The 21,331-nt window shown below is 57.4% G+C and carries 23 protein-coding genes and 1 tRNA gene; 12 read left to right on the top strand and 12 right to left on the bottom strand.

Translation table 11 applies throughout. The annotated features are described in order from the left end of the window. Positions 1-47: 47 nt before the first annotated feature. Entirely contained in the window at positions 48-1,277 is a 1,230-nt protein-coding gene (locus tag ACORQT_RS17760) for an L-lactate MFS transporter (RefSeq protein WP_033643939.1), read from the bottom strand. Positions 1,278-1,673: 396 nt separating this feature from the next. Here ACORQT_RS17760 and ACORQT_RS17755 point away from each other — a divergent pair, with 396 nt between their 5' ends. Further along, on the top strand, positions 1,674-2,006 hold the full coding sequence (locus ACORQT_RS17755; RefSeq protein WP_033643938.1) for a DUF2502 domain-containing protein: 333 nt from the start codon (positions 1,674-1,676) through the stop codon (positions 2,004-2,006). A 4-nt stretch (positions 2,007-2,010) separates the two neighbouring features. Here the strand turns inward: ACORQT_RS17755 and ACORQT_RS17750 are convergent, their stop codons facing one another. The 3 genes from ACORQT_RS17750 to ACORQT_RS17740 all read right to left on the bottom strand — a co-directional run bounded on the left by ACORQT_RS17750 (position 2,011) and on the right by ACORQT_RS17740 (position 5,770). Continuing rightward, positions 2,011-2,745, bottom strand: coding sequence for a LytR/AlgR family response regulator transcription factor (locus ACORQT_RS17750; protein ID WP_025303751.1), 735 nt, complete (start codon positions 2,743-2,745; stop codon positions 2,011-2,013). Continuing rightward, complete coding sequence (locus ACORQT_RS17745; protein WP_033632451.1) at positions 2,742-4,433, bottom strand: sensor histidine kinase; 1,692 nt, start codon at positions 4,431-4,433, stop codon at positions 2,742-2,744. Before ACORQT_RS17745 ends, ACORQT_RS17750 begins: the two co-directional genes overlap by 4 nt. A 92-nt stretch (positions 4,434-4,525) precedes the next feature. Then, positions 4,526-5,770 (bottom strand): DUF1479 domain-containing protein, encoded by a 1,245-nt coding sequence (locus tag ACORQT_RS17740; protein ID WP_042785138.1) that lies wholly within the window; start codon positions 5,768-5,770, stop codon positions 4,526-4,528. A 168-nt stretch (positions 5,771-5,938) separates the two neighbouring features. Between ACORQT_RS17740 and ACORQT_RS17735 the strand changes: the two genes are divergently transcribed. The 3 genes from ACORQT_RS17735 to ACORQT_RS17725 all read left to right on the top strand — a co-directional run bounded on the left by ACORQT_RS17735 (position 5,939) and on the right by ACORQT_RS17725 (position 8,463). Then, positions 5,939-6,478 (top strand): GNAT family N-acetyltransferase, encoded by a 540-nt coding sequence (locus ACORQT_RS17735; RefSeq protein ID WP_164057513.1) that lies wholly within the window; start codon positions 5,939-5,941, stop codon positions 6,476-6,478. 119 nt (positions 6,479-6,597) lie between these two features. Next, positions 6,598-7,827: an alanine transaminase gene (gene alaC, locus ACORQT_RS17730; RefSeq protein ID WP_042785136.1), complete on the top strand. Its 1,230-nt coding sequence runs from the start codon at positions 6,598-6,600 to the stop codon at positions 7,825-7,827. A gap of 111 nt (positions 7,828-7,938) precedes the next feature. Then, positions 7,939-8,463 carry a cytochrome b gene (locus tag ACORQT_RS17725; protein ID WP_033643933.1) on the top strand — a complete coding sequence of 175 codons (525 nt, stop codon included), beginning with the start codon at positions 7,939-7,941 and terminating at the stop codon, positions 8,461-8,463. A gap of 58 nt (positions 8,464-8,521) precedes the next feature. Here ACORQT_RS17725 and ypdK read toward each other — a convergent pair whose 3' ends face one another. The 3 genes from ypdK to ACORQT_RS17710 all read right to left on the bottom strand — a co-directional run bounded on the left by ypdK (position 8,522) and on the right by ACORQT_RS17710 (position 10,128). Next, the gene (ypdK, locus tag ACORQT_RS17720; RefSeq protein WP_099782600.1) at positions 8,522-8,596 is read right to left on the bottom strand and encodes a membrane protein YpdK; all 75 of its coding nucleotides are present in this window, start codon (positions 8,594-8,596) and stop codon (positions 8,522-8,524) included. A gap of 558 nt (positions 8,597-9,154) precedes the next feature. Further along, positions 9,155-9,592: an antitoxin HicB gene (locus ACORQT_RS17715; RefSeq protein ID WP_033651988.1), complete on the bottom strand. Its 438-nt coding sequence runs from the start codon at positions 9,590-9,592 to the stop codon at positions 9,155-9,157. An 83-nt stretch (positions 9,593-9,675) separates the two neighbouring features. Then, a complete protein-coding gene (locus ACORQT_RS17710; protein WP_047574204.1) occupies positions 9,676-10,128 on the bottom strand; it encodes a DUF805 domain-containing protein in 453 nt (150 codons plus the stop codon). A gap of 279 nt (positions 10,129-10,407) precedes the next feature. Between ACORQT_RS17710 and mltB the strand changes: the two genes are divergently transcribed. Continuing rightward, positions 10,408-11,496 carry a lytic murein transglycosylase B gene (mltB, locus tag ACORQT_RS17705; protein WP_033632457.1) on the top strand — a complete coding sequence of 363 codons (1,089 nt, stop codon included), beginning with the start codon at positions 10,408-10,410 and terminating at the stop codon, positions 11,494-11,496. A 57-nt stretch (positions 11,497-11,553) separates the two neighbouring features. On the opposite strand, the gene ACORQT_RS17700 is transcribed toward mltB, so the two are convergent. Then, the gene (locus tag ACORQT_RS17700) at positions 11,554-12,705 is read right to left on the bottom strand and encodes a porin (protein WP_033632458.1); all 1,152 of its coding nucleotides are present in this window, start codon (positions 12,703-12,705) and stop codon (positions 11,554-11,556) included. A 397-nt stretch (positions 12,706-13,102) separates the two neighbouring features. Between ACORQT_RS17700 and ACORQT_RS17695 the strand changes: the two genes are divergently transcribed. From ACORQT_RS17695 to ACORQT_RS17685, 3 genes are read left to right on the top strand one after another with little or no spacing between them, the layout of a single operon-like run. Continuing rightward, positions 13,103-13,393 (top strand): hypothetical protein, encoded by a 291-nt coding sequence (locus ACORQT_RS17695; RefSeq protein ID WP_164057511.1) that lies wholly within the window; start codon positions 13,103-13,105, stop codon positions 13,391-13,393. 46 nt (positions 13,394-13,439) lie between these two features. Then, positions 13,440-14,363 (top strand): DMT family transporter, encoded by a 924-nt coding sequence (locus ACORQT_RS17690; RefSeq protein ID WP_042785133.1) that lies wholly within the window; start codon positions 13,440-13,442, stop codon positions 14,361-14,363. Positions 14,364-14,366: 3 nt separating this feature from the next. Next, complete coding sequence (locus ACORQT_RS17685; protein WP_042785132.1) at positions 14,367-14,669, top strand: hypothetical protein; 303 nt, start codon at positions 14,367-14,369, stop codon at positions 14,667-14,669. 11 nt (positions 14,670-14,680) lie between these two features. Here the strand turns inward: ACORQT_RS17685 and dsdC are convergent, their stop codons facing one another. The 3 genes from dsdC to ACORQT_RS17670 form a co-directional block, all read right to left on the bottom strand. Beyond that, positions 14,681-15,610: a DNA-binding transcriptional regulator DsdC gene (gene dsdC / locus ACORQT_RS17680; RefSeq protein WP_033651984.1), complete on the bottom strand. Its 930-nt coding sequence runs from the start codon at positions 15,608-15,610 to the stop codon at positions 14,681-14,683. Between the two features lie 452 nt (positions 15,611-16,062). Beyond that, the gene (locus tag ACORQT_RS17675; RefSeq protein ID WP_033643925.1) at positions 16,063-16,314 is read right to left on the bottom strand and encodes a CsbD family protein; all 252 of its coding nucleotides are present in this window, start codon (positions 16,312-16,314) and stop codon (positions 16,063-16,065) included. A 134-nt stretch (positions 16,315-16,448) separates the two neighbouring features. Beyond that, positions 16,449-17,945: a PAS domain S-box protein gene (locus ACORQT_RS17670; protein ID WP_046687575.1), complete on the bottom strand. Its 1,497-nt coding sequence runs from the start codon at positions 17,943-17,945 to the stop codon at positions 16,449-16,451. A 227-nt stretch (positions 17,946-18,172) separates the two neighbouring features. On the opposite strand from ACORQT_RS17670, the gene ACORQT_RS17665 reads away from it, so the two are divergent. The 4 genes from ACORQT_RS17665 (at position 18,173) to ACORQT_RS17650 (ending at position 21,129) form a co-directional block, all read left to right on the top strand. Continuing rightward, positions 18,173-19,144 (top strand): hypothetical protein, encoded by a 972-nt coding sequence (locus tag ACORQT_RS17665; RefSeq protein ID WP_164057510.1) that lies wholly within the window; start codon positions 18,173-18,175, stop codon positions 19,142-19,144. 1 nt (position 19,145) lies between these two features. Beyond that, complete coding sequence (locus ACORQT_RS17660; protein WP_033643922.1) at positions 19,146-19,367, top strand: hypothetical protein; 222 nt, start codon at positions 19,146-19,148, stop codon at positions 19,365-19,367. A gap of 699 nt (positions 19,368-20,066) precedes the next feature. Beyond that, positions 20,067-20,867 carry a helix-turn-helix domain-containing protein gene (locus ACORQT_RS17655; RefSeq protein WP_047574208.1) on the top strand — a complete coding sequence of 267 codons (801 nt, stop codon included), beginning with the start codon at positions 20,067-20,069 and terminating at the stop codon, positions 20,865-20,867. Between the two features lie 19 nt (positions 20,868-20,886). After that, positions 20,887-21,129, top strand: coding sequence for a hypothetical protein (locus tag ACORQT_RS17650; protein ID WP_444859252.1), 243 nt, complete (start codon positions 20,887-20,889; stop codon positions 21,127-21,129). Between the two features lie 71 nt (positions 21,130-21,200). Here ACORQT_RS17650 and ACORQT_RS17645 read toward each other — a convergent pair. Beyond that, a tRNA-Arg gene (locus ACORQT_RS17645) sits at positions 21,201-21,275 on the bottom strand. Between the last annotated feature and the right edge of the window lie 56 nt (positions 21,276-21,331).

Raw genomic sequence — 21,331 nt, 5'->3', positions numbered from 1 at the left:
AAGGGGCGCAACCCGCAGGTTGCGCCCCTTGTCGTTTTCGCGGGGTATCAGGCTTTGGCCAGCTCTGCCGCCTGTGCCGTTTCTTCGCTTTCCACTTCCACGGCTTTCGGCGCTTTGATGAACAGCGTAATCAGCAAGGAGGCGGCGGACAGGACGCCAATCACCATGAAAGTGGCGTGGAAGCCGCCGAAGTATTTGGCGACGAACGAACCGGCCAGCGCGCCCAGGCCGAAGCCCTGGTAGATGATGCCGTAGTTCTTGCTGTGGTTTTTCAGGCCGAAGAAGTCGCCGACAATCGCCGGGAACACGGTGATGTTGCCGCCGAAGCAGAAGGCCACCGCGCCGACGCAGATGAAGAACAGCGTGTGGTTCAGGGTCATGAAGCTCAGGGCGACAATCGCCAGCACGGTAACCAGCATGGTGAAGCTGATGACGCGCATACGGCCCACTTTATCGGACAGTGTCCCCAGGATGATGCGGCCGGCGGTGTTGAAGATGGCGACGGCGGACACGGTGTTGGCGGCGGTGGCCAAGTCCATCCCGGCCAGTTGAACGCCCATGTCTTTCACGATGCCAATCAGATACAGACCGCTCATGCAGGCGGCAAAGAAGATGGTGAACAGCAGGTAGGCTTCTTTGGTGGCCAGCATCTGGCGCACGCTGAAGTCGTTGCCCAGACCGTTGGCGCCTGGCTGTGCGGCGTTGGTCGCCAGCACCGGCTCTTTCAGCAGCAGGGAGCCGACGACGATCAGGCCCATCACGATGGCACCCCAGTAGAAGAAGGCACCGGAAACGCCGACGTCGGCGATCAGGGCGGCGTTGACGTATTTGAACAGCAGGCTGCCGCTGCCGAAGGCGCCGACGGAGATGCCGGAAATCAGGCCTTTGTTGGCCGGGAACCATTTGATCAGGTTGGACAGGGTGGAGATGTAGGCGATACCGACCGCAAAGCCCACCACCACGCCGGCCAGCAGGTAGATCATGTCGAGAGAGCTGACGTGGGCGCTGGCGATAAGGCCCAGGCCGACCAGGATGCCGGAGCACAGCGTCAGGTTGCGGATGCCGAAGCGTTCTTGCAGCTTACCGGCGAACAGCGTGGCGAAGGCCAGGAAGAAGCTGGTGATGGAGAAGGTGGTGGCGACGTCCGCCAGCCCCCAGTGGAACTTGTCGACCAGCGGCTGGTTGAACAGGCTCCAGGTGTAGATGGTGCCCAGACCCATCTGACAGATGATGGTGCCGAGAACGATTAAGCTGCGATTTGCCGGTTTGGTGTTCATGGCCGGTCTCCTTCCTGTGTGTGCGTTGCCGGGCGTGAGCCGTTGGCTGAAATTTGCGGGGTGAATCAGCGTTCCCGCGGTATGGGCTTATTATATGGCCGGCCCCTGCGGCGGGCGGCGGATCGGGAATGAGTTGCACGACGGAAGGAATGAAATGCATTTTATGCGGCGTGAGTTGCCGTTTTTGCGCCTGAAAGCCCGTGAAATGCCGGGGGTGACACGTGATCTACATCAAAGATATCAACGATTTATTGTTAATCGCCGGTGAACGATTGTGGTGGAATTGTGAAGGATGCGTCTGAAAGGCGTAAATCGGCATTGCGCCTATAGAGCGGCGGTGAGCGCGGGGCTATGTTATCTGCGATCGGACAAGGTCCGCTCTGCAGGAGCCATGAAATGAAAAAAACGCTGTTGTTACTGGCTGCGCTGCTGGCGCTGCCGCTGGCGAGCCAGGCCGACGTCTCCATCGGCGTGAACGTGCCTGGCCTGTCGTTGCATATCGGCGATCGCGACAATCGCGGCCATTACTGGGACGGCTATCGCTGGCGCGATCCGCGCTGGTGGGCCGATCACCGCCGGTATGAACGCCCGCGCGGGTACTATTACGGCCCGCCGCCCCGGGTGATTTACTACGGGCCGCCGCGGCGCGACTGGCGCGACCGGCCGCATTACCGCATGCCGCCACCGCCGCCGCCGGGGTATTACTACCGTCCGGGCCCGCGCTGGTAAGCGCTTACAGGCGCATCAGCTTGCGGAACTCTTTCACCTTGCTGCGGCTGACCGGCACTTCAAACTCGAGATCGCTCAGCCGCAGAATGTAGGTATTGTTGAACCAGGGCACGATCTCGCGGATCTTCGCCAGGTTAACGCAGTAAGAGCGGTGGCAGCGGAAGAAATGCTCTTCCGGCAGCCGGCCGTAAAACTCGGTGATGTTCATCGGCATCACGAACTCTTCCCGGCGGGTATAGACCCGCGTCACCTTTTCATCGGCGGCGGCGTAATAGATGTCGTTGATGTCGGTAACGATGATCCGCTCGTCTTTGATCAGGTTGATGCTGTGGCTGCCGCGGCTCGGCGCGCTGGCCGGCTCCGTCGCGCCGGCGGGGCGATGATGCAGCGCCTCCAGCTTTTGCAGCATGGTGACGATGCGCGCCTCGTGATAGGGCTTGAGGATATAGTCGAACGCTTCGATCTCGAACGCTTCCACCGCGTGCTCTTTATAGGCGGTGATGAACACGATAGACGGGCGATGCGCGAATTTGCTGATGTTTTGCGCCAGCAACACGCCGTCCAGCGACGGGATGTTGATGTCGAGGAAAATGGCGTCGACCTGGTGAGTCTGCAGGTATTTGAGGACGTCGAGGCCATCCTCGAAGGTGGCGACGATATCGATATTGCTGTGTTTCTTGATCAGGTAGCTGAGTTCTTCCTGCGCGAGGAATTCGTCTTCCACGATAATGGCTTTCATGAGGCCTCCCCGACCGGCGGCGCGCTCGGCTCCTGATGCAGCTTGCCGCCGTTTTTGCTGATGTAGAACGCGATTTCGGTGCCCGGCTCCAGGCGGCGGATATGCAGCCCTTCACCGTACAGCAGCGACACGCGGTGGTGTACGTTGAGCAGGCCGATATTGTGGCCCGGCATCTCGTTGCGCGCCACCCGATCGATGGTTTCCTGATTGATGCCGTGGCCGGTATCCTTCACCGATATTTTCACCCGGTCGCCCTGATCTTTCACTGCGATCACCACTACCCCTTTGCCCTTGCAGGGCTGGATGCCGTGCACGATGGCGTTCTCCACCAGCGGCTGGATCAGCAGACTCGGAATGCGCACCGAGACGTCGTCGTCGATGTCGTAAATCACCGTCAGCTTGGCGCCGAAACGCGCCTGTTCGATGGCGATGTAATCCTGGATCTGATGCAGTTCCTTGCGGATATCGATCAGTTCGTCGTTCAGCTCCAGGTTGTAGCGCAGGTAGCGCGACAGGTTGATGATCAGCTGGCGCGCGGTGTCCGGATTCAGGCGGATGGAGGAAGAGATGGCGTTCAGCGCGTTGAACAGGAAGTGCGGGTTAATCTTGCTCTGTAGCGCGCGCATTTCGGCTTTATCCGCCATCTGACGCAGGTGCTCGATGCGCGAAACCTCCATCTGGGTGGAGATGATCTGCGACAGCCCGACCGCCATCACCTTCAGCGTGTTGGTGATCTGGTGAGCGTGACAGTAGTAAATTTTCAGCGCGCCGGTCACTTCGCCTTTTTCCCACAGCGGCACCACCAGCTGCGAATGGATCTGCGGCGCGGCCGGGTTTTCCAGGTTGTTTTTGATGATGATTTTGCCGTGGCGAATGCTTTCGCGAGTGACACGGCTCAGCCCTTCGCGGCCGATCGGGTAGGCTTCGCGCCCTACGCCGACGTAAGCCAGCACCTGATGGGTATCGGTGATCGCCACCGCGTCGGCGCGGATATCCTGGCGGATGATATCGCAGATGGTGGCCAGCGATTCGCTGTTGATGTTGCGGAAATAGGGCAGCGTCTTGTGGGCGATATCCAGCGCCAGCTTGGCCTGGCGCGCGGCGATCACTTCTTTCTCATCCTCGACGCTCTGCACCAGCAGCACGATCAGGCCGATGCACACCGTGCCGAGGATCATCGGCAGCGCGATCTGCGACACGATGTCGAGCCCAAGCTCGGTCGGCTTGGCCCACAGCACGATCAGCAGCATGGTGAGGGATTCGCACAGCATGCCGCCGACGATGCCGGCGCGCCAGCGCTGCTCTTTTCTCACCTTGAGGTTGATGTAGCCGGCGCTGATGCCGGCGATGATGCTGGTGATGAGGCAGGGCACCGAGGTGATGCCGCCGATGTCGATCAGATAGCGGTGCACCCCGGCGATGATGCCGGTGACGATCCCCACCCAGGGGCCGAACAGGATGCCGCCGGCCATGATGGCGATGACGCGCACGTTGACCAGCGATCCCTCAACGTTGATGCCGGAGTAGGTGCTGAACAGCGCGAACAGCGAGAAGATCGCCGTGACGATGCCGAGCTCAAGCGGCGTATGGTCTTCTTTTTGCAGCAGTTGGCGGAACAGCCGGGTGCGGGTCAGGAAAAACAGACAGATCAACATCAGCGCGGCGCGATCAAACACCGCCAACAGCATTTCAAAAAAAGGGTGCACGACGGGTTCTCGCTGCGGCCTACGGATGACGGCAGTATACCACAGCGAGAGAGGCCCGTGGCTGGGGGCGGCGGTCAGCGCATGCCGAGCTGCGCTTTGCCCAGCGGCGTCAGCAGCTCGACGGTGGCGCGGCCCTCGAAATCGACCTCGAAATCGTCGGGGGCGAAGTCCGGCGGCGTTCTGCCGTCGATAAAGCTCGGCAGCTGGCGCTGCAGATAGGCGTCGTTTTTCTCGCAGCCCGGCGCGGCGGCGATGTACATCACGTTGCTGTCGAACTCGCCGTTATGTTCGTTCTCCACCGCGTGGATCACATCGCAGTGCCAAAAGACCGTGTCGCCCGGCTCCAGATCGGGAATAGGGGAAATCCCGCTTAATAAAAGGGGATGCCATTTTTCCGAGATCGACAGCGCGCGACCCGGCGCCGCATCGCATAGATCGTCATCGGCGACGTCGTCCTGCAGCGCGCGCAGCAGCACATAGGCCATGGCGTTGGCGATTGGCACCAGGTTCAGCGTGCCGGCGTTGGTGCGCTGCGGCGTCAGCGCCGTCCAGCCCTGGAAGGTGCGGAACATCGAGCAGACCGCCGGAGAGGCTATCTCGCGCACTTCGGTGCGGCCGTCGGCGGCGAAGGGATCGTACTGCTGCCAGTCGCCGGAGAAGACGTGGCGATACACATAGCGGAAGTTCTCGTCCAGCCAGCGCTCGATGGTGCCGCTGTCGACGTGCGGCGACAGGCCCAGCGACGAGGAGTTCGGCGGGCGGCGGCGGGTGCGATCGGCGTAGGTGGCGACGCGAGTCGGATCGAAATGCTGCTTGCCGTTGCTTTCGGTGGCCCACAGGCTGTTGAGGAACACCTGCACCGCATGCATGCGCGCGTCCTGCCGCGCTTCAACCTGCGGTTTTGACCAATAGATGCCGTAGATCTGCGGCTTGCTGGCGGCCAGCTTGCCGAAATAGTTGTCTTCGGCGGCGTTTTTCAATCGCTCGACGAAGTTGTTGCGATCGAGGTAATCGCCGATTTCGCGGTTCCAGCCCTCGGCTTTGGCGCGCGGAAACACCCCGCGAATAGCGCAGGCGCCGCGTTGTTTGATCAGCGCTTTTTGTTGTTCAGTGACGCGCTGCTGCAGGATATCTTCCGCGTCAATTTGCGGCACCGGGTTGTGGCCGGCGGCCAGTTCGCGGCGAATCTGTTCGACCTGGCCGCGGATGTTCTCTTCCAGCGCCTGGAATACGTCGCGATAGTTGGGCAATGCCTGGCGCAGCTGACGCTTGACGTTAACGATCGCCTGCGGAATATCGTCGATGACTAAAGAGGCCATGGTGTTCTCCTGATGCCGCGTGGGTAACGGCGGCGGGCAGTTGTAGGGAATCGGGCAAGACGTTATGGTTTTGTGGTTTTAACGTAAATGATTATCGGCAACCAATCGGGGAAAATAAAGAGATATCTTTCATTCGTAAGTTCCTCTTTTTCGTTTTTCGGAGATTTTATGAAGCTGGTCACTGAACGTCTGCAGTTACAGTCGATAACCGCCGAGGATTGGCCGCTGTTTCTGCGCCTGTACCAAGATCCCGAGGTGATCCGTTACATCTCCGATCCGCGCAGCGAAGCGGAGATCCGCGCACGGTTCGAGGAGCGCCTGCCGGTCTGGGAGAAACACGGCGACCAGTGGCTGTGCCTGGTGATGCGTGAGAAGCACAGCGGAGAGGCGGTGGGCATTACCGGCTTTCGCCCGCACAGGGCGCCGTATCGGCAGGCGGAAGTGGGATATGGGAGTTTGCCTTCCGGGCAGGGCAAGGGCTATGGCAAGGAGTCGCTGCGGGCGGTGCTGGATTTTGCGGTGAACGCCTGCGGTTTTCACAAGCTGACCGCCACCGTGACCGCCGGTAACGTCGCCTCGCGCGGCCTGCTGGAGTCGTGTGGTTTCCAGCTGGAGGGCACGCTGCGCGACAACTACCGTCTGGCGGATCAGTGGTGCGACGACTGGCTGTTCGGGCTGCTGGCGGCGGAGTTTCAGAGCGCTAAATAAAAATATCGCGCAGGGTATCGACAAGCTCGTCGGCGCTGCGCTATGTTCGATATTCGGTCAGTTCGCTGGCCAGCGTCGCTCGGACGGTCCGGGCGCTAACGTCTATCGAGGAATCCCCTATGGCTGATAACAGTCCACAGCGCCGTTTCACGCGCATTGAACGCCTTCCCCCTTACGTATTCAACATCACCGCCGAACTGAAGATGGCCGCACGCCGTCGCGGCGAGGATATTATCGACTTCAGCATGGGTAACCCCGACGGCCCGACGCCGCCGCACATCGTGGAAAAACTGTGCGCCGTCGCCCAGCGCGACGACACCCACGGTTATTCCACCTCGCGCGGCATTCCGCGCCTGCGCCGCGCCATTTCGCGCTGGTATGCCGATCGTTATCAGGTGGATATCGATCCGGAAAGCGAAGCCATCGTCACTATCGGTTCGAAAGAGGGGCTGGCGCACCTGATGCTGGCGACCCTCGATCACGGCGATACCGTGCTGGTGCCGAACCCCAGTTACCCGATCCACATTTACGGCGCGGTGATCGCCGGCGCTCAGGTGCGCTCGGTGCCGCTGGTGGACGGCGTGGATTTTTTCGGCGAGCTGGAGCGCGCCATTCGCGAAACCATTCCGCGCCCGAAAATGATGATCCTCGGCTTCCCGTCCAACCCGACCGCGCAGTGCGTGGAGCTGGATTTCTTCGAGCGGGTGGTGGCGCTGGCCAAGCAGTACAACGTGCTGGTGATCCACGATCTGGCCTATGCCGATATCGTCTATGACGGCTGGAAAGCGCCGTCGATCATGCAGGTGCCGGGGGCGAAAGACATTGCGGTGGAGTTCTTCACCCTGTCGAAAAGCTACAACATGGCCGGCTGGCGCATCGGTTTCATGGTCGGCAATCCCGAACTGGTCAGCGCGTTGGCGCGCATCAAGAGCTATCACGACTACGGGACCTTTACGCCGCTGCAGGTGGCGGCCATCGCCGCGCTGGAAGGCGATCAGCAGTGCGTGCGCGATATCGCCGAACAGTATCGGCAGCGCCGCAATGTGTTGGTGAAAGGGCTGCATGAGGCGGGTTGGATGGTGGAGAACCCGAAGGCGTCGATGTACGTCTGGGCGAAAATTCCCGAACCTTATGCCCATCTCGGTTCGCTGGAGTTCGCCAAACGCCTGCTGGCGGAAGCCAAGGTTTGCGTTTCGCCGGGCATCGGCTTCGGCGACTATGGCGATACCCATGTGCGCTTCGCGCTGATCGAAAATCAGGACCGTATTCGCCAGGCGGTGCGCGGCATCAAGGCCATGTTCCGCGCGGACGGGTTGCTGATGTCGGGCAAAGGCGGCGGCGCCAAATAATCCTGTCAGGCCGGACGTTTGTCCGGCCTTATTTTTTCCCGTCCCAAGGTTTTCTTCATTATTTCCCCATTATGCTCGACTACGCTGAATTTTATTTTTTGGATAGAGTGTATGAGCAACCGCTACGCGCGATCGCAAATCGTTTTACATTGGTTGACGCTGCTGATGGTGATCCTCACCTACGCGGCGATGTTGCTGAAGGATTCGGTGCCGGAGGCGTGGGCGCCGCTGGTCAAAAATCTGCACTTTAATTTTGGGGCTTCGGTTTTTGCCCTGATGCTGATTCGGCTGGCGGTGCGCACCCTCCACGCGACGCCGCCGACCACGCCGCCGCTGGAGGAATGGCAGGAAGTGGGCGCCAAGATCTTCCATTGGCTGCTGTACGTGGTATTCCTGATGTTGCCGCTGCTGGGCGTGTTAACCCTGGCCTACGGCGGGAAATCGTGGACTTTACTGGGGTGGCCGGTACCGCAATGGGTGACGCCGGATCCGGTGATGCGCAAGCTGGTTAAAACGGTTCATGAGACGCTGGCGAATATCGGCTACTTTATCATTGGCGCGCATGCGCTGGCGGCGCTGTATCACCACTACCTGCGCAAGGACGACACCCTGCGCCGCATGATGCCGGGCAAATAACGGCGAACGACGGAAACGACAAAGGGACGCTCGCGCGTCCCTTTGGCTGTGTTCCCGGTCAGGCAACCATCAACATGAAGGTGCCAACCCAGGCAACCAGCATGAATGACACGCCCATCAAAAAATATTTCACTGAACAACTCCTGTCTGGAGTCCTCGCCAGCAATGATCCCGATTGTTGTGCTGAGTGTTTTATGGGCAACCTGTTTGTCGGGCGGGTTCTTCCAAACGAAAGAACAACGTCCTCGCGCGCGGGTTGTCCGGTTGTCGCGCCTCATGCTCCGTGAGGTAAAATCCGAACCGCGACAGGATCGGCGCTAATGTACTCTCAATACTGGTCTGATTTCAATACTGTGTTTTTGATCACAATTTTAGGCTGTTTTTTGAACAGGGCGCGCTGTTTTATAACGCTTTTCATCGGCGGGCGACAGGAACTAGCCCGCCGTGGCGGGCTGTAAAATAAGGGATGAAAGAATGCAGCGGCAGGCGCTCAGGCGACGGCGTTGATGCCGGTCGCCAGAATGACCCAAAAAACGAGACAAGACAGCAGAATAACGGCCCAAATATGACGGCGACTCCACTCCATTTTTAGCCTTCGTTGTTGCGACAGAGGATTAGGTAACGATCACATCGGCGCGAATGGAGGAAAATTTAGCCCCTGCGGATAATATTTTGCTTACCTGTTGCTAACTTATTGGCAAACTTCACTTATTGTCACGCGCACGTCGTAGCCCAACAGATACAGCGCCTGCTCCAACGCTTCCACCTTCGAGGCGTAACCGATATCCAGCAACCGCTCCATTTGCCCGCCGTTGAAACCCAGCTTGCGCGCCAGCGCCGCTTTACCGGTGTTTTTGCGCAGCATGGCGTTGTGCAGTTCGATTTTCAGCGCCACCAGCGCCGGCAGGTGTACCCTCAACTCATCGGCTTGCAGAGGGGAAGGGGCGGGCAGGGGCAAACCTTCATCCATCGTGGCGGCGATGGCGGCCAACAGGCTTTCCTGCGCCTCCAGTTCGATGTCTTCGCGTTTATAGCAGGCGGTTTGCCACTCGGGGAAGTCGCGAAAACCGATCTGCCAGGCGTCGCTGTCGCGATCGAAGGCGTAATGGGCGAAGTAATGGCTGAACATGGCGATCCCTGATTAAAACCTGAATGAGGCGCTATTGTGACGGCACGGCCGGCGGATAGCCATAGCCTTGAGCGGAATGGCGCTCAATCGGTCTGTTCACGCGGCTTGCGTCGCAGCCCGTCGGGCGGCAACAGCAGGGCGCAGAGCATGACTGCCAGACTGAACAGCGGCAGCCAGCGCGCTACCGGGCCGGGGGAGTAGTTGTTGAGCACCGAGCAAACATAGCACGCTACGGCCAACGCCCAACCGGGCAGGCCGATATCGTTGAGTCGGAACGCGGTTTTGGCCATGAACCACGTGACCAGGCCGAAACAGAACAACGCCCACACCATAATGCACAGCAGATACAGCAGCACCGAGACGAATTCGGCGCCGTCGCCGTGCGCGTGGGCGCGAAAATGGTTTTTATCCAGATAGGTCGACAGAAACGACAGCAGCACGATACCGATGGCGAAGATCGCCAGCGAGAAAATAAACGGTTTGCGCGAGATGCGCCCACGGTACAGGTCTTTGGCGAGTTGTCCGAGAGATTCCATCACAGTCCATTGTCGTGATCATTGCGGCGATAGCCGGGTGGCAAGCAGTCGGGCATTTTATCGGGGCAAACGTGGGCGTCAAGGTGATAACTTTTCTCATTTAGTTGCGGTTGAGATTCAGCGCGGCCGCACCGGGCGTTCTTTGCCCGTGCAAAACGTCACAATTTGGCACGTTTGGCTACCTGACGCGGTCATTGGCGGCATAATCCTGTTTGTTCGCGTTGAACAATGCATTAACATAACTCCCACTTATCTCTTGCATGGCTATATGGATATCCGATGCGTCACCTGGTTGCGCTTTTACCGCTGATTACCTTGCTTGCTGCCTGTAGCAGCACGCCGAAACCCAGTACCACCGCTACGCCGCAGAGCGCCCCGGTAAAGGGCGGCTTTTTGCTGAGCCCGGCGCACAGCGGCGCGCCGCTGGGTGGGGATTTCGCCAATAACCCGAATACCGCGCGCTTTATCGAGAAGATGGTGCAGGAACACGGTTTTGACCGGCAGCAGCTGCACGACGTGCTGGCGCAGGCTCGGCGATTGGATTCGGTGCTGCGGCTGATGGACAGGCAGGCGCCGACGCCGTCTACCCAGGGGCCAACCGGGCCGAATGGCTCCTGGCTGCGCTACCGCAACAAGTTCATCACCCCGGATAACGTGCAAAACGGCGTAGTGTTCTGGAATCAATATCAGGATGCGCTGCAGCGCGCCTGGCAGGTGTACGGCGTGCCGCCGGAGATTATCGTGGGGATTATCGGCGTGGAAACCCGTTGGGGCCGCGTAATGGGTAAAACCCGCATTATCGATGCGCTGGCGACGCTGGCCTTCGACTACCCGCGCCGCGCCGATTACTTCGCCGGTGAGCTGGAAACCTTCTTGCTGATGTCGCGCACCGAAGGCGACGATCCGCTCGAGTTGCGCGGCTCCTTCGCCGGTGCGATGGGCTACGGGCAGTTCATGCCTTCTTCCTTCAAAAGCTATGCGGTCGATTTCAACGGCGATGGGCATATCAACCTGTGGGATCCGGTCGATGCCATCGGCAGCGTGGCCAATTACTTCAAAGCGCACGGCTGGTCCAAAGGCGAGCCGGTCGCCATTCAGGCCAACGGCCAGGCGCCGGGGTTGGAAAACGGCTTCAAGACGCGCTACTCGGTCGCCGCGCTGGCCGAAGCCGGCCTGAGCCCGCAGGGTTCGCTTGGTGATAACCAAGAGGCCAGCCTGCTGCGGCTGGATGTCGGCACCGGCTACCAGTATTGGTACGGTCTGCCGAACTTCTACGTCATCACCCGCTATAACCACAGCACCCATTACGCCATGGCGGTATGGCAACTGGGCGAAGCGGTCGGGCGCTCGGCGCGCGGCGGCTTCTGACGCTGTGTCAATAAACGAAAAAGGCCGCTTGCGCGGCCTTTTTTGCATTCTGAGCAATCAGAAATCGTAGCGCAGACGCACCACGGTCATATCGCCGAGGTTGTCGGTGCTCGATGTCAGCACGTGCTCCACGTCAACGCGGAAACCGTAGTCAAACTGTACGGTCACCCCGAGGCCGTTATCGATGCGCTGGTAGTTGCGGCCGGTGATGTATTCCAGGCGATCGCCCATAAAGTACGGCATCACCGATTTCACCGCGTACTGACCTACCGGCACGGTATAACCGGCCAGGTATTCGATACCCCACGCATCGCCGGCGAAGTAATTATTGACGTCGGCTTTCTTGGTGGTCAGGAAGTCGTTGTAGTAACCGCCGCCGAAGGTCAGGGTCCAGTTGTCCGGTTTCCAGCTGATGGCGGTGCCGAAAATGTTCTGATCGTAGCTTTTGCTGCCGCTGGTGGACGGGTTGCGCATTTCGGCGCGGGTGTAGTTCCAGGCGGTGCCCCAGGTCAGATCCGGCGTAATGTGGTAATCCACGCCCAGAGAGCCGCCGCCTTTGCGCTTGTAGCGCAGGCCGTTGCCCGGCAGGTAGTCGCTGTCGCTGAACAGGTACGAAGCGTAAACGTCCGCATCGCCGAAGCGGTTCTTGTACTTCAGCATTTTGCGTGAACGGTAAGAGCCGTCGTAGTCGCCGTTAATGCCGTTGCCCGGCGCCTGGGCCAGCATGTCGTAGTCCCAGATATCGGTCTTGGCGCCAACCACATCATAGTAAACGCTGTTCTGCTGACCGAAGGTCATCTGGCCCCAGGTGTTGCTTTTCAGGCCGGTGTACAGCATGCGGCGGCTGGTGTTTCTCGCGCCGTCGGCATAGTGATGATCCCAGTCAAACAGCGCCGGAATGTTCACGCCCAGCTCGTAGTAGCTGATCCAGCTGATATCGTCGAACAGATAGTAGTCCGCCGCGAAACGGAAGCGGGTGCCGCCGTCGAAGCCGTTACGCTTGTACGAGCCCTTGTCACCGTCGCCCGTCATGTTGTTGAACTGCGGACGAATACTGCCGCCAACGGTGAAGTTCAGGCGGCTGAGCGGATCGCCGGCCTGTGGATCTTGCTTCAGCAGGGTGATTTCCGCCTGAGCGGCGAACGACGCGCTGCCGATCGCCAGACCCAGCGCCACCGCTTGAGTCATTACGCGCAATTTCATTGCCATGTGTTATCCCTGTTTTAGGTATGACCGCCCTCATCAGCGCCGCCATGCCGATGTTTTGCGCAGAAAGCTGCGTTTTTGCGCATTTTGACGGTTTTTTTTGGTGTTTTAGCGGCGGGCGGCATTTGTAGCATAAACGGTGAAATAAATAATTACTTTTCTTGCTAATCATTGGCCGGTTTTTGACCATTTCGTGCGGTGAAAGTGGCCGCTCTGCCTCTCTCTCCACTCGGATGAATTCATTTAACGCCAAGGTTTATATTTTTCATTTGTCAGTCACCAACCCCAGCCTGTAATTTCAGCCATGCAAGAGATAATTAATTCCAGCCTGTCACCGCCGTATTAACGTGAGGCATTTTTGCGTAATCGGTTGGCAGGAATAAGCGATTGGGAGGTCGCCATGAGAAACCTGTTAATGTTGTTGGTGGGGCTGTTTTCATTACCGGCGATGGCGGCGGAGTCGCACGTCTGCCATTCTCAAGCTTATGATTATGCAGAGGTTAGTAAGCTAAGGTTGTCTGACAACACTCTGTTTTTCTGCCGCGGCGTGGGGCGCCTGACGATCCCGGAATTGGCGCGAAAAGGCTGGAAGGTGATTCACCTGGCGCAGCAAACTGAATATACCGACTCCGTCGACAGCGATGGCGAAGTTATTAAGCTTTATCAGGAAATCGTGGTGTATAAAGAATAACGCGACGGCAGCCTGTGATTATTTCAACGGCGGCGGGAACCCTATTATGAATGCAAGAATCGGTATCGACGGCAGGGCTGCCGCCGCCATGGTGATGCTATGCGCCATTTGGGGGATGCAGCAGGTGGCGATCAAGGCCGCTGAACCGGATGTGTCGGCGGTGCTGCAAATTGCCATTCGCTCCGGTCTTGCCGCGCTGGGGGTTTACCTGCTGGCGCGCTGCCGCGGCGAGTGCTTCACCTGGGATCGTGCCACGCTGAGCGCCGGTTTGAGCGTAGGGGCATTGTTCGCGCTGGAGTTCTTTTTTGTCTCCGAAGGGCTGCGCTATACCAGCGCTTCGCATATGGCGGTGTTTTTGTACACCGCGCCGCTGTTTTCCGCTCTCGGCCTGCATTTTCTGATTCGCCAGGAACGCCTGTCGTCGGTGCAGTGGCTTGGCATGCTCATCGCCTTTGGCGGCGTGGTGTTGGCCATATCGGGCATGGCTGAGGGCAGCGGCGACGCAGCTCGGTTGAAGGGCGATCTCTACGGCCTGCTGGCGGGGATCGCCTGGGGCGGTTCTACGCTGGTGATCCGTACCTCGCGTCTGGCAGAGTGTCCGGCTAAACAGACGCTGCTGTTCCAGTTGACGGGCGCCTGCGTGCTGCTGTCGTTGCTGGCGATAGCGTCGGGCAATTTGCACGTCGTTCTGAGCCGGGTGGCCTGGAGTAGCCTGCTGTTCCAAACGGTGATCGTGTCGTTTTTCAGTTACCTGATCTGGTTTTCACTGTTGCGTCGTTATCAGGCGTCCTCGCTGGGGATTCTCACCTTTATGACGCCGGTATTCGGCATCCTGGCCGGCGTCGTCATGCTCGGCGAGCCGCTGCAAATTGAGTTTGTATTGGGTGCCGTGCTGATCGTGCTGGGGTTAATCGTGGTGAGTTGTTCATATCTTATTTATTTTGACCGTAGGGTGGCACCAAAAATATAAATTATGGATGTTGATGTACAGAATTACCAAATAAGCTGCGAAAGCCAATTCATTATTCAGATGCAAATATCCCGCTATGCCTGGGGCGTGCCGTTGATTACGCTCAGCGATAACGGTGACTTTACCGTGATAAGAAGCCGAGGTTGGTCGAAATTGGCTAACGGGATGCCGCTGGAGGTTTATTACTTTGCCAATAATTCCCTGCTGACCTGGGATAAAAATCGCAAATATATCTCTTATTCAAAGGCCGGCCGGCTCTATGCCTGCGCGTTGCATTTTTCTTATTCTCCCAAAGTATGGCGATAACCCTCTGGCCATCAGACCAGAGGGGATATTTTCATTATCCACTGCTTAAACGCGAGGATCTTCGGCCACTGCCGCTCGGAGATGGTCGAGGTAAAATAGCAGTGTTCGCAGGGCACGGTCATATCGGCGAACGGAATGATCAGCTCGCCGCTTTTGATCCAGTCCTGCACCAGATTAAGCCGCCCCATGGCGACGCCAAGGTGCCGCGTAGCGGCCAGCACCGCGAGATCGGAACGGTCGAACTCCATACTTTTACTGTCGGTATCCAGCCCCAGCGCAAAGTGTTGTGACCAGGTTTGCCACTCATCTTCGCCGGAGTTGTAGCGATCGTGCAGCAGCGTACAGTGAGCCAGGTTTTCCGGCGCATCATACAGATTGTGTGCGGCGGCGTACTGCGGCGTGCAGATCGGCACCATCGATTCCTGCATAAAGGCTTCTTCCAGATGCCGCCCCGAGCGCAGTTTGCCGAAGTACATCGCCAGATCCACGCCGCGGTTGGCCAGGTTGATGATTTCCTGCCCGGTCAGAATGTTGAGGTGAATGGTGGGGTGCTGGGCGATAAAATCGCCGATGCGCGGCAGCAGCAGACATTGCACCAGGGACGGGTGCGAGTAGAGGGTCAAGGTCCCCGTCAACTCGCGATTTTTGATGTCCAGGATTTCCTGATTCAAGGTGTTGAAGGAGCTGTCCAGCGCCCATTGCATGCGCTCGCCCTCCGGCGTCAGCGTAATTCTGCGATGAAAGCGTTGGAATAGCAGAAACCCCAATTCCTTTTCGAGCAAATTAATGCGGTGGCTCACGGCGCTGGGGGTGATCGACAATTCTTGTGCCGCCAGCGCAAAAGATAAATGACGGGCGACGCATTCGAAAGTATGCAGCCTGGAAAATTGATAGCTGGTCAGCGGGGTCGCCCGCTGCGAATGTTTTTTACTGGGGAACATGCTATTTCTCCGTGCGCATAATCCGGCAATATTAACATTTAATGGTGCGGAGGATAAACCCAGCCTGATTGATATATTCGGTTTTTATGCCGAGGGATTTCGTTATGTTGAGGGTAAATTAACTTACTGGCATAACACGCGGAAATAACAGACACAGGGGGCGTTGACTGAGAGGGCGATGATAATCAGCAATAGGACGAATATAATAAAAGAGGTGCCGTTAAGCAGCGAGTAAAGGCGGTGTGCGACAGCCTGAACGATAAAGGCTCATGTTCCATGCGGGATAGAATGGTTTCGCCATAATAATCCGTGGCATGGCGACGCAGAGCATGCGTTAAGCCCGGATGCCAACGAGAGGGAGGCAGCAATCCCCCGCCTGGCAAAGAACCGTGCCCGGTGGCTGCCCACCGGACACGGCATTCAGGGAAAAGTGGTTTGCTCGTCGGCGCCCATCAACGGCGACGCAGCAGCAGGCCGGCCAACAGACCTGCGCCGGCAACGAGTGCCAACGCGGCGAGGGGATTTTTCTTCATCATGCTGCCGGCGCAGCTCAGGGCGTCGCCGTATTTTTCTTGCAGCGCGCCCACTGCCTGGCGCGTGACGCCTTCGGCCTGCCAACGTTCGTTGCCGCTGACGTCGCCCGCGATTTCCTGCGCTTTGCCCGCCACTTTTTCCATCATGCCATTGGCTTTTTCGCTGTTCATTATGATGCGCTCCTTAGGTTCGATCCGTTTGGCGTTCGCACAGGGCGAAAGCCTGCATTTGCACCGCCATGTTATGCACTTCACTCGGTGCTCATAAGGGGCGTTTGCATCGGTATGGCTAGTGCATTTGCAGGCTACTTGCCATTCATCGAGGCTGGTCCGCCGGTAAACAGCCCGCGTTCTCTGGCCCATACGATGGCTTCGCTGCGGCTGTGCACGCCGAGTTTGGAATAGACCGTCGCGACATGATTGCGAATGGTGTTGAGCGCCAGATTGAGGCGCGCCGCGATTTTCTTGTCCGGCAGTCCCTCGCAGATCAAACCCAGCACATCGCGCTCGCGCGGGGTGAGATCGTTGGCGGCAAACCCGGTCTGGTTGGACCGATTGATGCTTTTCACATTAGCCAGTTTTTCGATCAGGGTTTGGCTAAACCACGAGGCGTCCTGCATCACTTCCTCGATGGCGTTCACCAGCTCCAGCTCCGAGCGCTTGCGTTCGGTAATGTCCATGAGCACCAACAGATAGCAGGGCGCATTATGGATGCTGACGGCATCCGCCGAGGCCACGCAGTCGATTAACTCGCTCCCTTTCTTGCGCACCCGGATGTCCATCCCTTCGACATTGCCGGTTTTTTCCAGGGCGGCAAACAAACGGCTGCCCGCCTCGGGATCGTCAAAAACCGGGATCTCGTCGACCGATTTGCCGACCAAGGCTTCGGCGTCGCATTCGATGGCGCGGACGAAGGCTTCGTTAACATCCAGCACGCGCCGCCCGTCTGCGGTGCACACCAGCGTTGGCACCGGGCTCAGGCGGAAAGATTTGGCGAACCGCTCTTCACTTTCTCGCAGCGCCGATTCAGCCTGGCGCCGGGGTTCGAGATCGGTAAACGTGAACAGCATGCAGTCGTCTTCATTGATGTCCAACGGTTGACCGGCAACCACCACCAGCTTGCTGCCTCCATCAGGCAGTTTCAGCTCGGCCTCCATCTGCGGAATGGTGGCGCCTTCCCCCAGGCGCTGCACGGCCAGCTCTTTATGCTCGGCCTGTTGCAGGACGTCCAGTTCATAAACCGAACGCCCCAAGACCTGTTCACGTTGGTAACCGGTCATATCAAGGAACCCTTGATTGACCTTGACGTAGCGCAGATCGCTGAGCCGACAGATGACCGCCGGCGCCGGATTGGCGTTAAAGGTTTTTTCAAAGCGCTGTTCGGCGCTGGCCCACTCCGTCGCGTCGCTCATGATCAGCGCCAGCAGCTCCGGCTGCCCCTGCGGATCGGTGACGATCAGGCTCCGCAGGCGGTGCACCCAGAAACTGTCCGGATCGTCGACCTGGCGAACTTCCACCACCACATCGGTGAAGGTCTCGCCATCGGCAACCCGGTTCAAAGGGTACTGCTCCAAAGCCAGCGGATGGTTGTTGCGATAGCGCAGGGCAAAACGCGCCGCGTACTCGCCGGCATTGGCCCCCAGGGCTTGCTGGTGGCTCACGCCATGCATGGCTAACGCGGCCTCGTTGGCCCATAGCAGGGTTTGATCGGTATCCGTCAGGATCACGCCGTCGGACAAGCCGGAGATGATTTGCTGTAGGTGGCCGCGGTTGGTTTCGCTGGCCAAGACGGATTGGCTCATGTGTTCTCCGCTAGACAGAAGGGGAGCGGCCTCTCTAGGGGCCGCGGGTTACGCTACTCGCTGAGCAGCTTAGTGCATAACGTGCGTATTCGCAGGGTGTGAATGCACCAGGCGTTCTGGTGCAAATGAACCGGGACGGCCAATGATGTCGCGCGGCAGACTGAATTTGTCTGCGCGGTTTTCTGCCGTGCGTGCAATCACTTGTCCAGAAAATATAAGGAACAACGATGACCACTGTCTATGAATCAAATCGCTTTGCATTTCAGGTGTCATGGGGCTCGATATTGGCCGGGAGTGCCGTGGCGCTGGTGACTTATCTGATATTCAGCGTGCTGGGGACGGCGATCGGCGCCCAGGCCGTGGATATGATGCAAAAGGGCAACCCGCTGAGCGGATTTGGCACCGGCACCGGGATCTGGCTGCTGGTTTCAACGCTGGCGTCGTTGGCCGCAGGCGCGTTCGTCGCCGGCCGCACCGCGCCGAATCGCGGCGGCTTGCATGGCCTGTTGAGCTGGGCGATCACCACCTTGCTGACCACCTGGTTGATGGTGTCGCTGGCAAGCGGCGTGGTGGGGCTGGCTGGCAACGCGGTTGGCAAAGGGCTCTCGCTGGCGGGCAGCGGCCTGGCGGCGGCGGCGCCAAGCGTGGGCGACAGCCTGAAGCAACAGTTGGATAAAAAGGGCATCAGCCTCGACTGGGGAAACCTGGAAAGCCAGTTGAACGCAACGCTTAAGCAGACCGGTAAGCCGGAGCTGGATCCGGCTCGGTTGGAGCAGAAAGCCAATCGGGCGGCCGCCGACGGCAAACAGTCGGCCGTGGATGCTGTGGCCGATCCGGCGCAGGCTGCCACCGAGCTTAAGCAGTGGTTCGAGCGCGTTAAGCAGTCCGGTGAGCCGACGTTGAGCGCCGCCGATAAGGACGCGCTGGTGAATATTGTTGCGGCACGCACCGGCAAGAGCCGTGATGAAGCGAGCCAAATCGTCGATAACTACGCCCAGGCTTATCAGCAGGCGGTGCAGAAGGTGGAAAAAGTCAAGGCCGAGGCCGAGCAGAAAGCGCGTGAAGCGGCTGATGAAGCGGCCAAGCAACTCTCTCGCGCCGCGTGGGGCTCACTGCTGATACTGCTGCTGGGCGCTGCGTTGAGCGCCGGCGTGGGGCGAATTGCCGAGTCAACCCGCCGTACCGTCACGGTGAGTTGAGATGGGCAAAAACCTGTCGTGCATCTCGCTGAATTATCGAAAAGTGGCGGGAGCGTCTGCGCCCGTACTGGTCATCGATTTTTGCAACGAGAACAACGAGCGCTACACCTTGCGCTATAACTTGCCGCCGGATACCCCGGAACGGACCGAGCGACGGGTGTCCTTGCTGCTGTATCTGTTGCGTAAGCACAGAGCGGCAGAGATCGACAACCTGACGGACTAATCCGCTCATTGGATGAAAAGCCCAGCTTTGCGTGCTGGGCTTTTTTTTGAGGAGCGGGCGGTTACGGTAACAAACTATGGCGCGTATCGGCTTGGCGCTTGACGGCGGAGAGGCTGGCGCGGTGCGGGAGCATCAATGCCCCCGGGACGGGAAGGCAATATATGACCTCTAACATGATTTGTTGATGCATCCGCTTTTTCTGTGCAGGGAAAGATAAAAAAGAAACTCACTGTTGCGACATGTGATTATTAAGCCTGATGTTCAGGCTTTGCGTTTATTCCTCTCAGCTTCCTTAGCCACGGCTCAGGCTTTACCCATTAGCTGCAATAAGTGTTATCAACAATCAAGGCTATAAAATGCGATTTCATTTCTGATGATGAAATTCCTATTCGGCCATGCAATTGATGCGATAAAAAACACTTTAAGATAAAAAATTTAACAGAAAGTGTGATTCTCACTGGCGGCGCAAGTGCTCCTTCAATAGATGCACTTTGTGTCGTTAAATTTTGTTTTTCGATTTTCTTGTGGGTGGATTTATATAACATGATCATTTTCAGTTATTTATATAATGACCTCTCTGAGGGTGTGAGAATAAAAAGAAGAGGGCGTGATTTTTTAGGATTAATCTTAATGACTTAATTTCTTCGCTTAACGATTTTAATGAAAAGGATACGACTTTTATAAATGCAAGGAGCGCACATGGATTACAGAAGAGATATTCTTTTACAAGTATTGGAGTATATGGAAAAGAATATTGTGGAGGGGCTTTCGGTTGAGAAGGTTTCAATTATCTCGGGTTACTCTAAATGGCATTTACAGCGGTTGTTTAAGCATTATTTTGGCATTACGCTCGGGACGTATATCAGGAATAGAAAGCTGAGCCGATCGGCTGTCTTGCTCAAACAGCATCAAGGGAACATATTGGATGTCGCCTTAGCATCGGGGTTTGCCTCTCAGCAATGCTACACCCGGGCATTCAAACGTTTCTTTGGCGAAACGCCCAACAGCTTTAGAAACAGCCGGGGATGGGATTTTTCCACGCAGATCCCCCCGTACGGCAACGATAATAAACCCTATTTCTATCATACGGTCATGCCGGATGACATCGAGATGCTGAAGCATTACAAAACATTAATTTTTCATTCTATAAGGAAATACAGAGATGCCAATGATATTGCGCAGACTAATGAGAAACGGCTAAGCAAAAATTGGGGGGCATATAATGTAGAGAAAAGCAGGGGGAATAAATGCCATGCCAACGGCAAGGAGCAGGCGGTTTTTCACTCCATCTTCAACTTCTATATCCCAATGGGCAAATATATTGTTATTCCCTTTATGGGCGAGTTGCCTGAGTACGTTAATTTTTTTGAGGGGATATATGATGCTTACTTGCCGGCTATCAACGTCAAAATGAGGGAGAGCTTCTTTATCGAGCTATATAGAGATGAAAGTTCAAACAGTAAGGTTATCAATGTCGATATACTTATTCCTGTGACGTAGTGATGGAAAAGGAGACGTCATGAATAGAGAAAATCGCCCCGATTCGATGAATAAACGGCACCACGCACTCCTGCTACTGTATTTAAGGCTGTCTGCCTTTGGCCAAATCATCGTCGCCAGTTTAGGACAACGGGCCATTCAATTCATGCTGGCATTTATTCTGTTCATGTTTTCAGGAAATGCGATGGCCAATAATCGGGAACATCAGCCAATCGTGTTGGCAGGAATGACCTGGATGGCGTGCCTGCACCTGCAGGGATGAAATTAGGGCTGAACAAGGGATTGAAGCAGGGGCCGCGGGCGGTCGATGCGCATTGTCTCGATAAGGAAAAATGGCGTCCCCGACTGGAATCGAACCAGTAACTAGCCCTTAGGAGGGGCTTGTTATATCCGTTTAACTACGGGGACGCTGCGGACCGGCAACCGAAGCTGCCGGGGCATTATACCTTTTTTTACCCGCAGAA

The sequence above is a fragment of the Serratia sp. (in: enterobacteria) genome, assembly GCF_052400455.1.
Lineage (GTDB): Bacteria > Pseudomonadota > Gammaproteobacteria > Enterobacterales > Enterobacteriaceae > Serratia > Serratia ureilytica.
Note: the sequence above shows the minus strand (reverse complement) of the source record. Positions and strands in the feature narration are given on the sequence as shown.

What these genes read in the sequence shown, in the direction of transcription:
- ACORQT_RS17670 (WP_046687575.1), bottom strand. Translation starts at nt 17,945, where the DNA reads ATGAGCCAATCCGTCTTGGCCAGCGAAACCAACCGCGGCCACCTACAG.
- ACORQT_RS17715 (WP_033651988.1), bottom strand. Translation starts at nt 9,592, where the DNA reads ATGTTCAGCCATTACTTCGCCCATTACGCCTTCGATCGCGACAGCGAC.
- ACORQT_RS17745 (WP_033632451.1), bottom strand. Translation starts at nt 4,433, where the DNA reads ATGCTGTTGGCGGTGTTTGATCGCGCCGCGCTGATGTTGATCTGTCTG.
- ACORQT_RS17735 (WP_164057513.1), top strand. Translation starts at nt 5,939, where the DNA reads ATGAAGCTGGTCACTGAACGTCTGCAGTTACAGTCGATAACCGCCGAG.
- ACORQT_RS17755 (WP_033643938.1), top strand. Translation starts at nt 1,674, where the DNA reads ATGAAAAAAACGCTGTTGTTACTGGCTGCGCTGCTGGCGCTGCCGCTG.
- ACORQT_RS17650 (WP_444859252.1), top strand. Translation starts at nt 20,887, where the DNA reads ATGAATAGAGAAAATCGCCCCGATTCGATGAATAAACGGCACCACGCA.
- ACORQT_RS17725 (WP_033643933.1), top strand. Translation starts at nt 7,939, where the DNA reads ATGAGCAACCGCTACGCGCGATCGCAAATCGTTTTACATTGGTTGACG.
- ACORQT_RS17665 (WP_164057510.1), top strand. Translation starts at nt 18,173, where the DNA reads ATGACCACTGTCTATGAATCAAATCGCTTTGCATTTCAGGTGTCATGG.
- ACORQT_RS17700 (WP_033632458.1), bottom strand. Translation starts at nt 12,705, where the DNA reads ATGGCAATGAAATTGCGCGTAATGACTCAAGCGGTGGCGCTGGGTCTG.
- ACORQT_RS17685 (WP_042785132.1), top strand. Translation starts at nt 14,367, where the DNA reads ATGGATGTTGATGTACAGAATTACCAAATAAGCTGCGAAAGCCAATTC.
- alaC (WP_042785136.1), top strand. Translation starts at nt 6,598, where the DNA reads ATGGCTGATAACAGTCCACAGCGCCGTTTCACGCGCATTGAACGCCTT.
- ACORQT_RS17695 (WP_164057511.1), top strand. Translation starts at nt 13,103, where the DNA reads ATGAGAAACCTGTTAATGTTGTTGGTGGGGCTGTTTTCATTACCGGCG.
- ACORQT_RS17760 (WP_033643939.1), bottom strand. Translation starts at nt 1,277, where the DNA reads ATGAACACCAAACCGGCAAATCGCAGCTTAATCGTTCTCGGCACCATC.
- mltB (WP_033632457.1), top strand. Translation starts at nt 10,408, where the DNA reads ATGCGTCACCTGGTTGCGCTTTTACCGCTGATTACCTTGCTTGCTGCC.
- ACORQT_RS17675 (WP_033643925.1), bottom strand. Translation starts at nt 16,314, where the DNA reads ATGAACAGCGAAAAAGCCAATGGCATGATGGAAAAAGTGGCGGGCAAA.
- dsdC (WP_033651984.1), bottom strand. Translation starts at nt 15,610, where the DNA reads ATGTTCCCCAGTAAAAAACATTCGCAGCGGGCGACCCCGCTGACCAGC.
- ACORQT_RS17750 (WP_025303751.1), bottom strand. Translation starts at nt 2,745, where the DNA reads ATGAAAGCCATTATCGTGGAAGACGAATTCCTCGCGCAGGAAGAACTC.
- ACORQT_RS17655 (WP_047574208.1), top strand. Translation starts at nt 20,067, where the DNA reads ATGGATTACAGAAGAGATATTCTTTTACAAGTATTGGAGTATATGGAA.
- ACORQT_RS17660 (WP_033643922.1), top strand. Translation starts at nt 19,146, where the DNA reads ATGGGCAAAAACCTGTCGTGCATCTCGCTGAATTATCGAAAAGTGGCG.
- ACORQT_RS17690 (WP_042785133.1), top strand. Translation starts at nt 13,440, where the DNA reads ATGAATGCAAGAATCGGTATCGACGGCAGGGCTGCCGCCGCCATGGTG.
- ACORQT_RS17740 (WP_042785138.1), bottom strand. Translation starts at nt 5,770, where the DNA reads ATGGCCTCTTTAGTCATCGACGATATTCCGCAGGCGATCGTTAACGTC.
- ACORQT_RS17710 (WP_047574204.1), bottom strand. Translation starts at nt 10,128, where the DNA reads ATGGAATCTCTCGGACAACTCGCCAAAGACCTGTACCGTGGGCGCATC.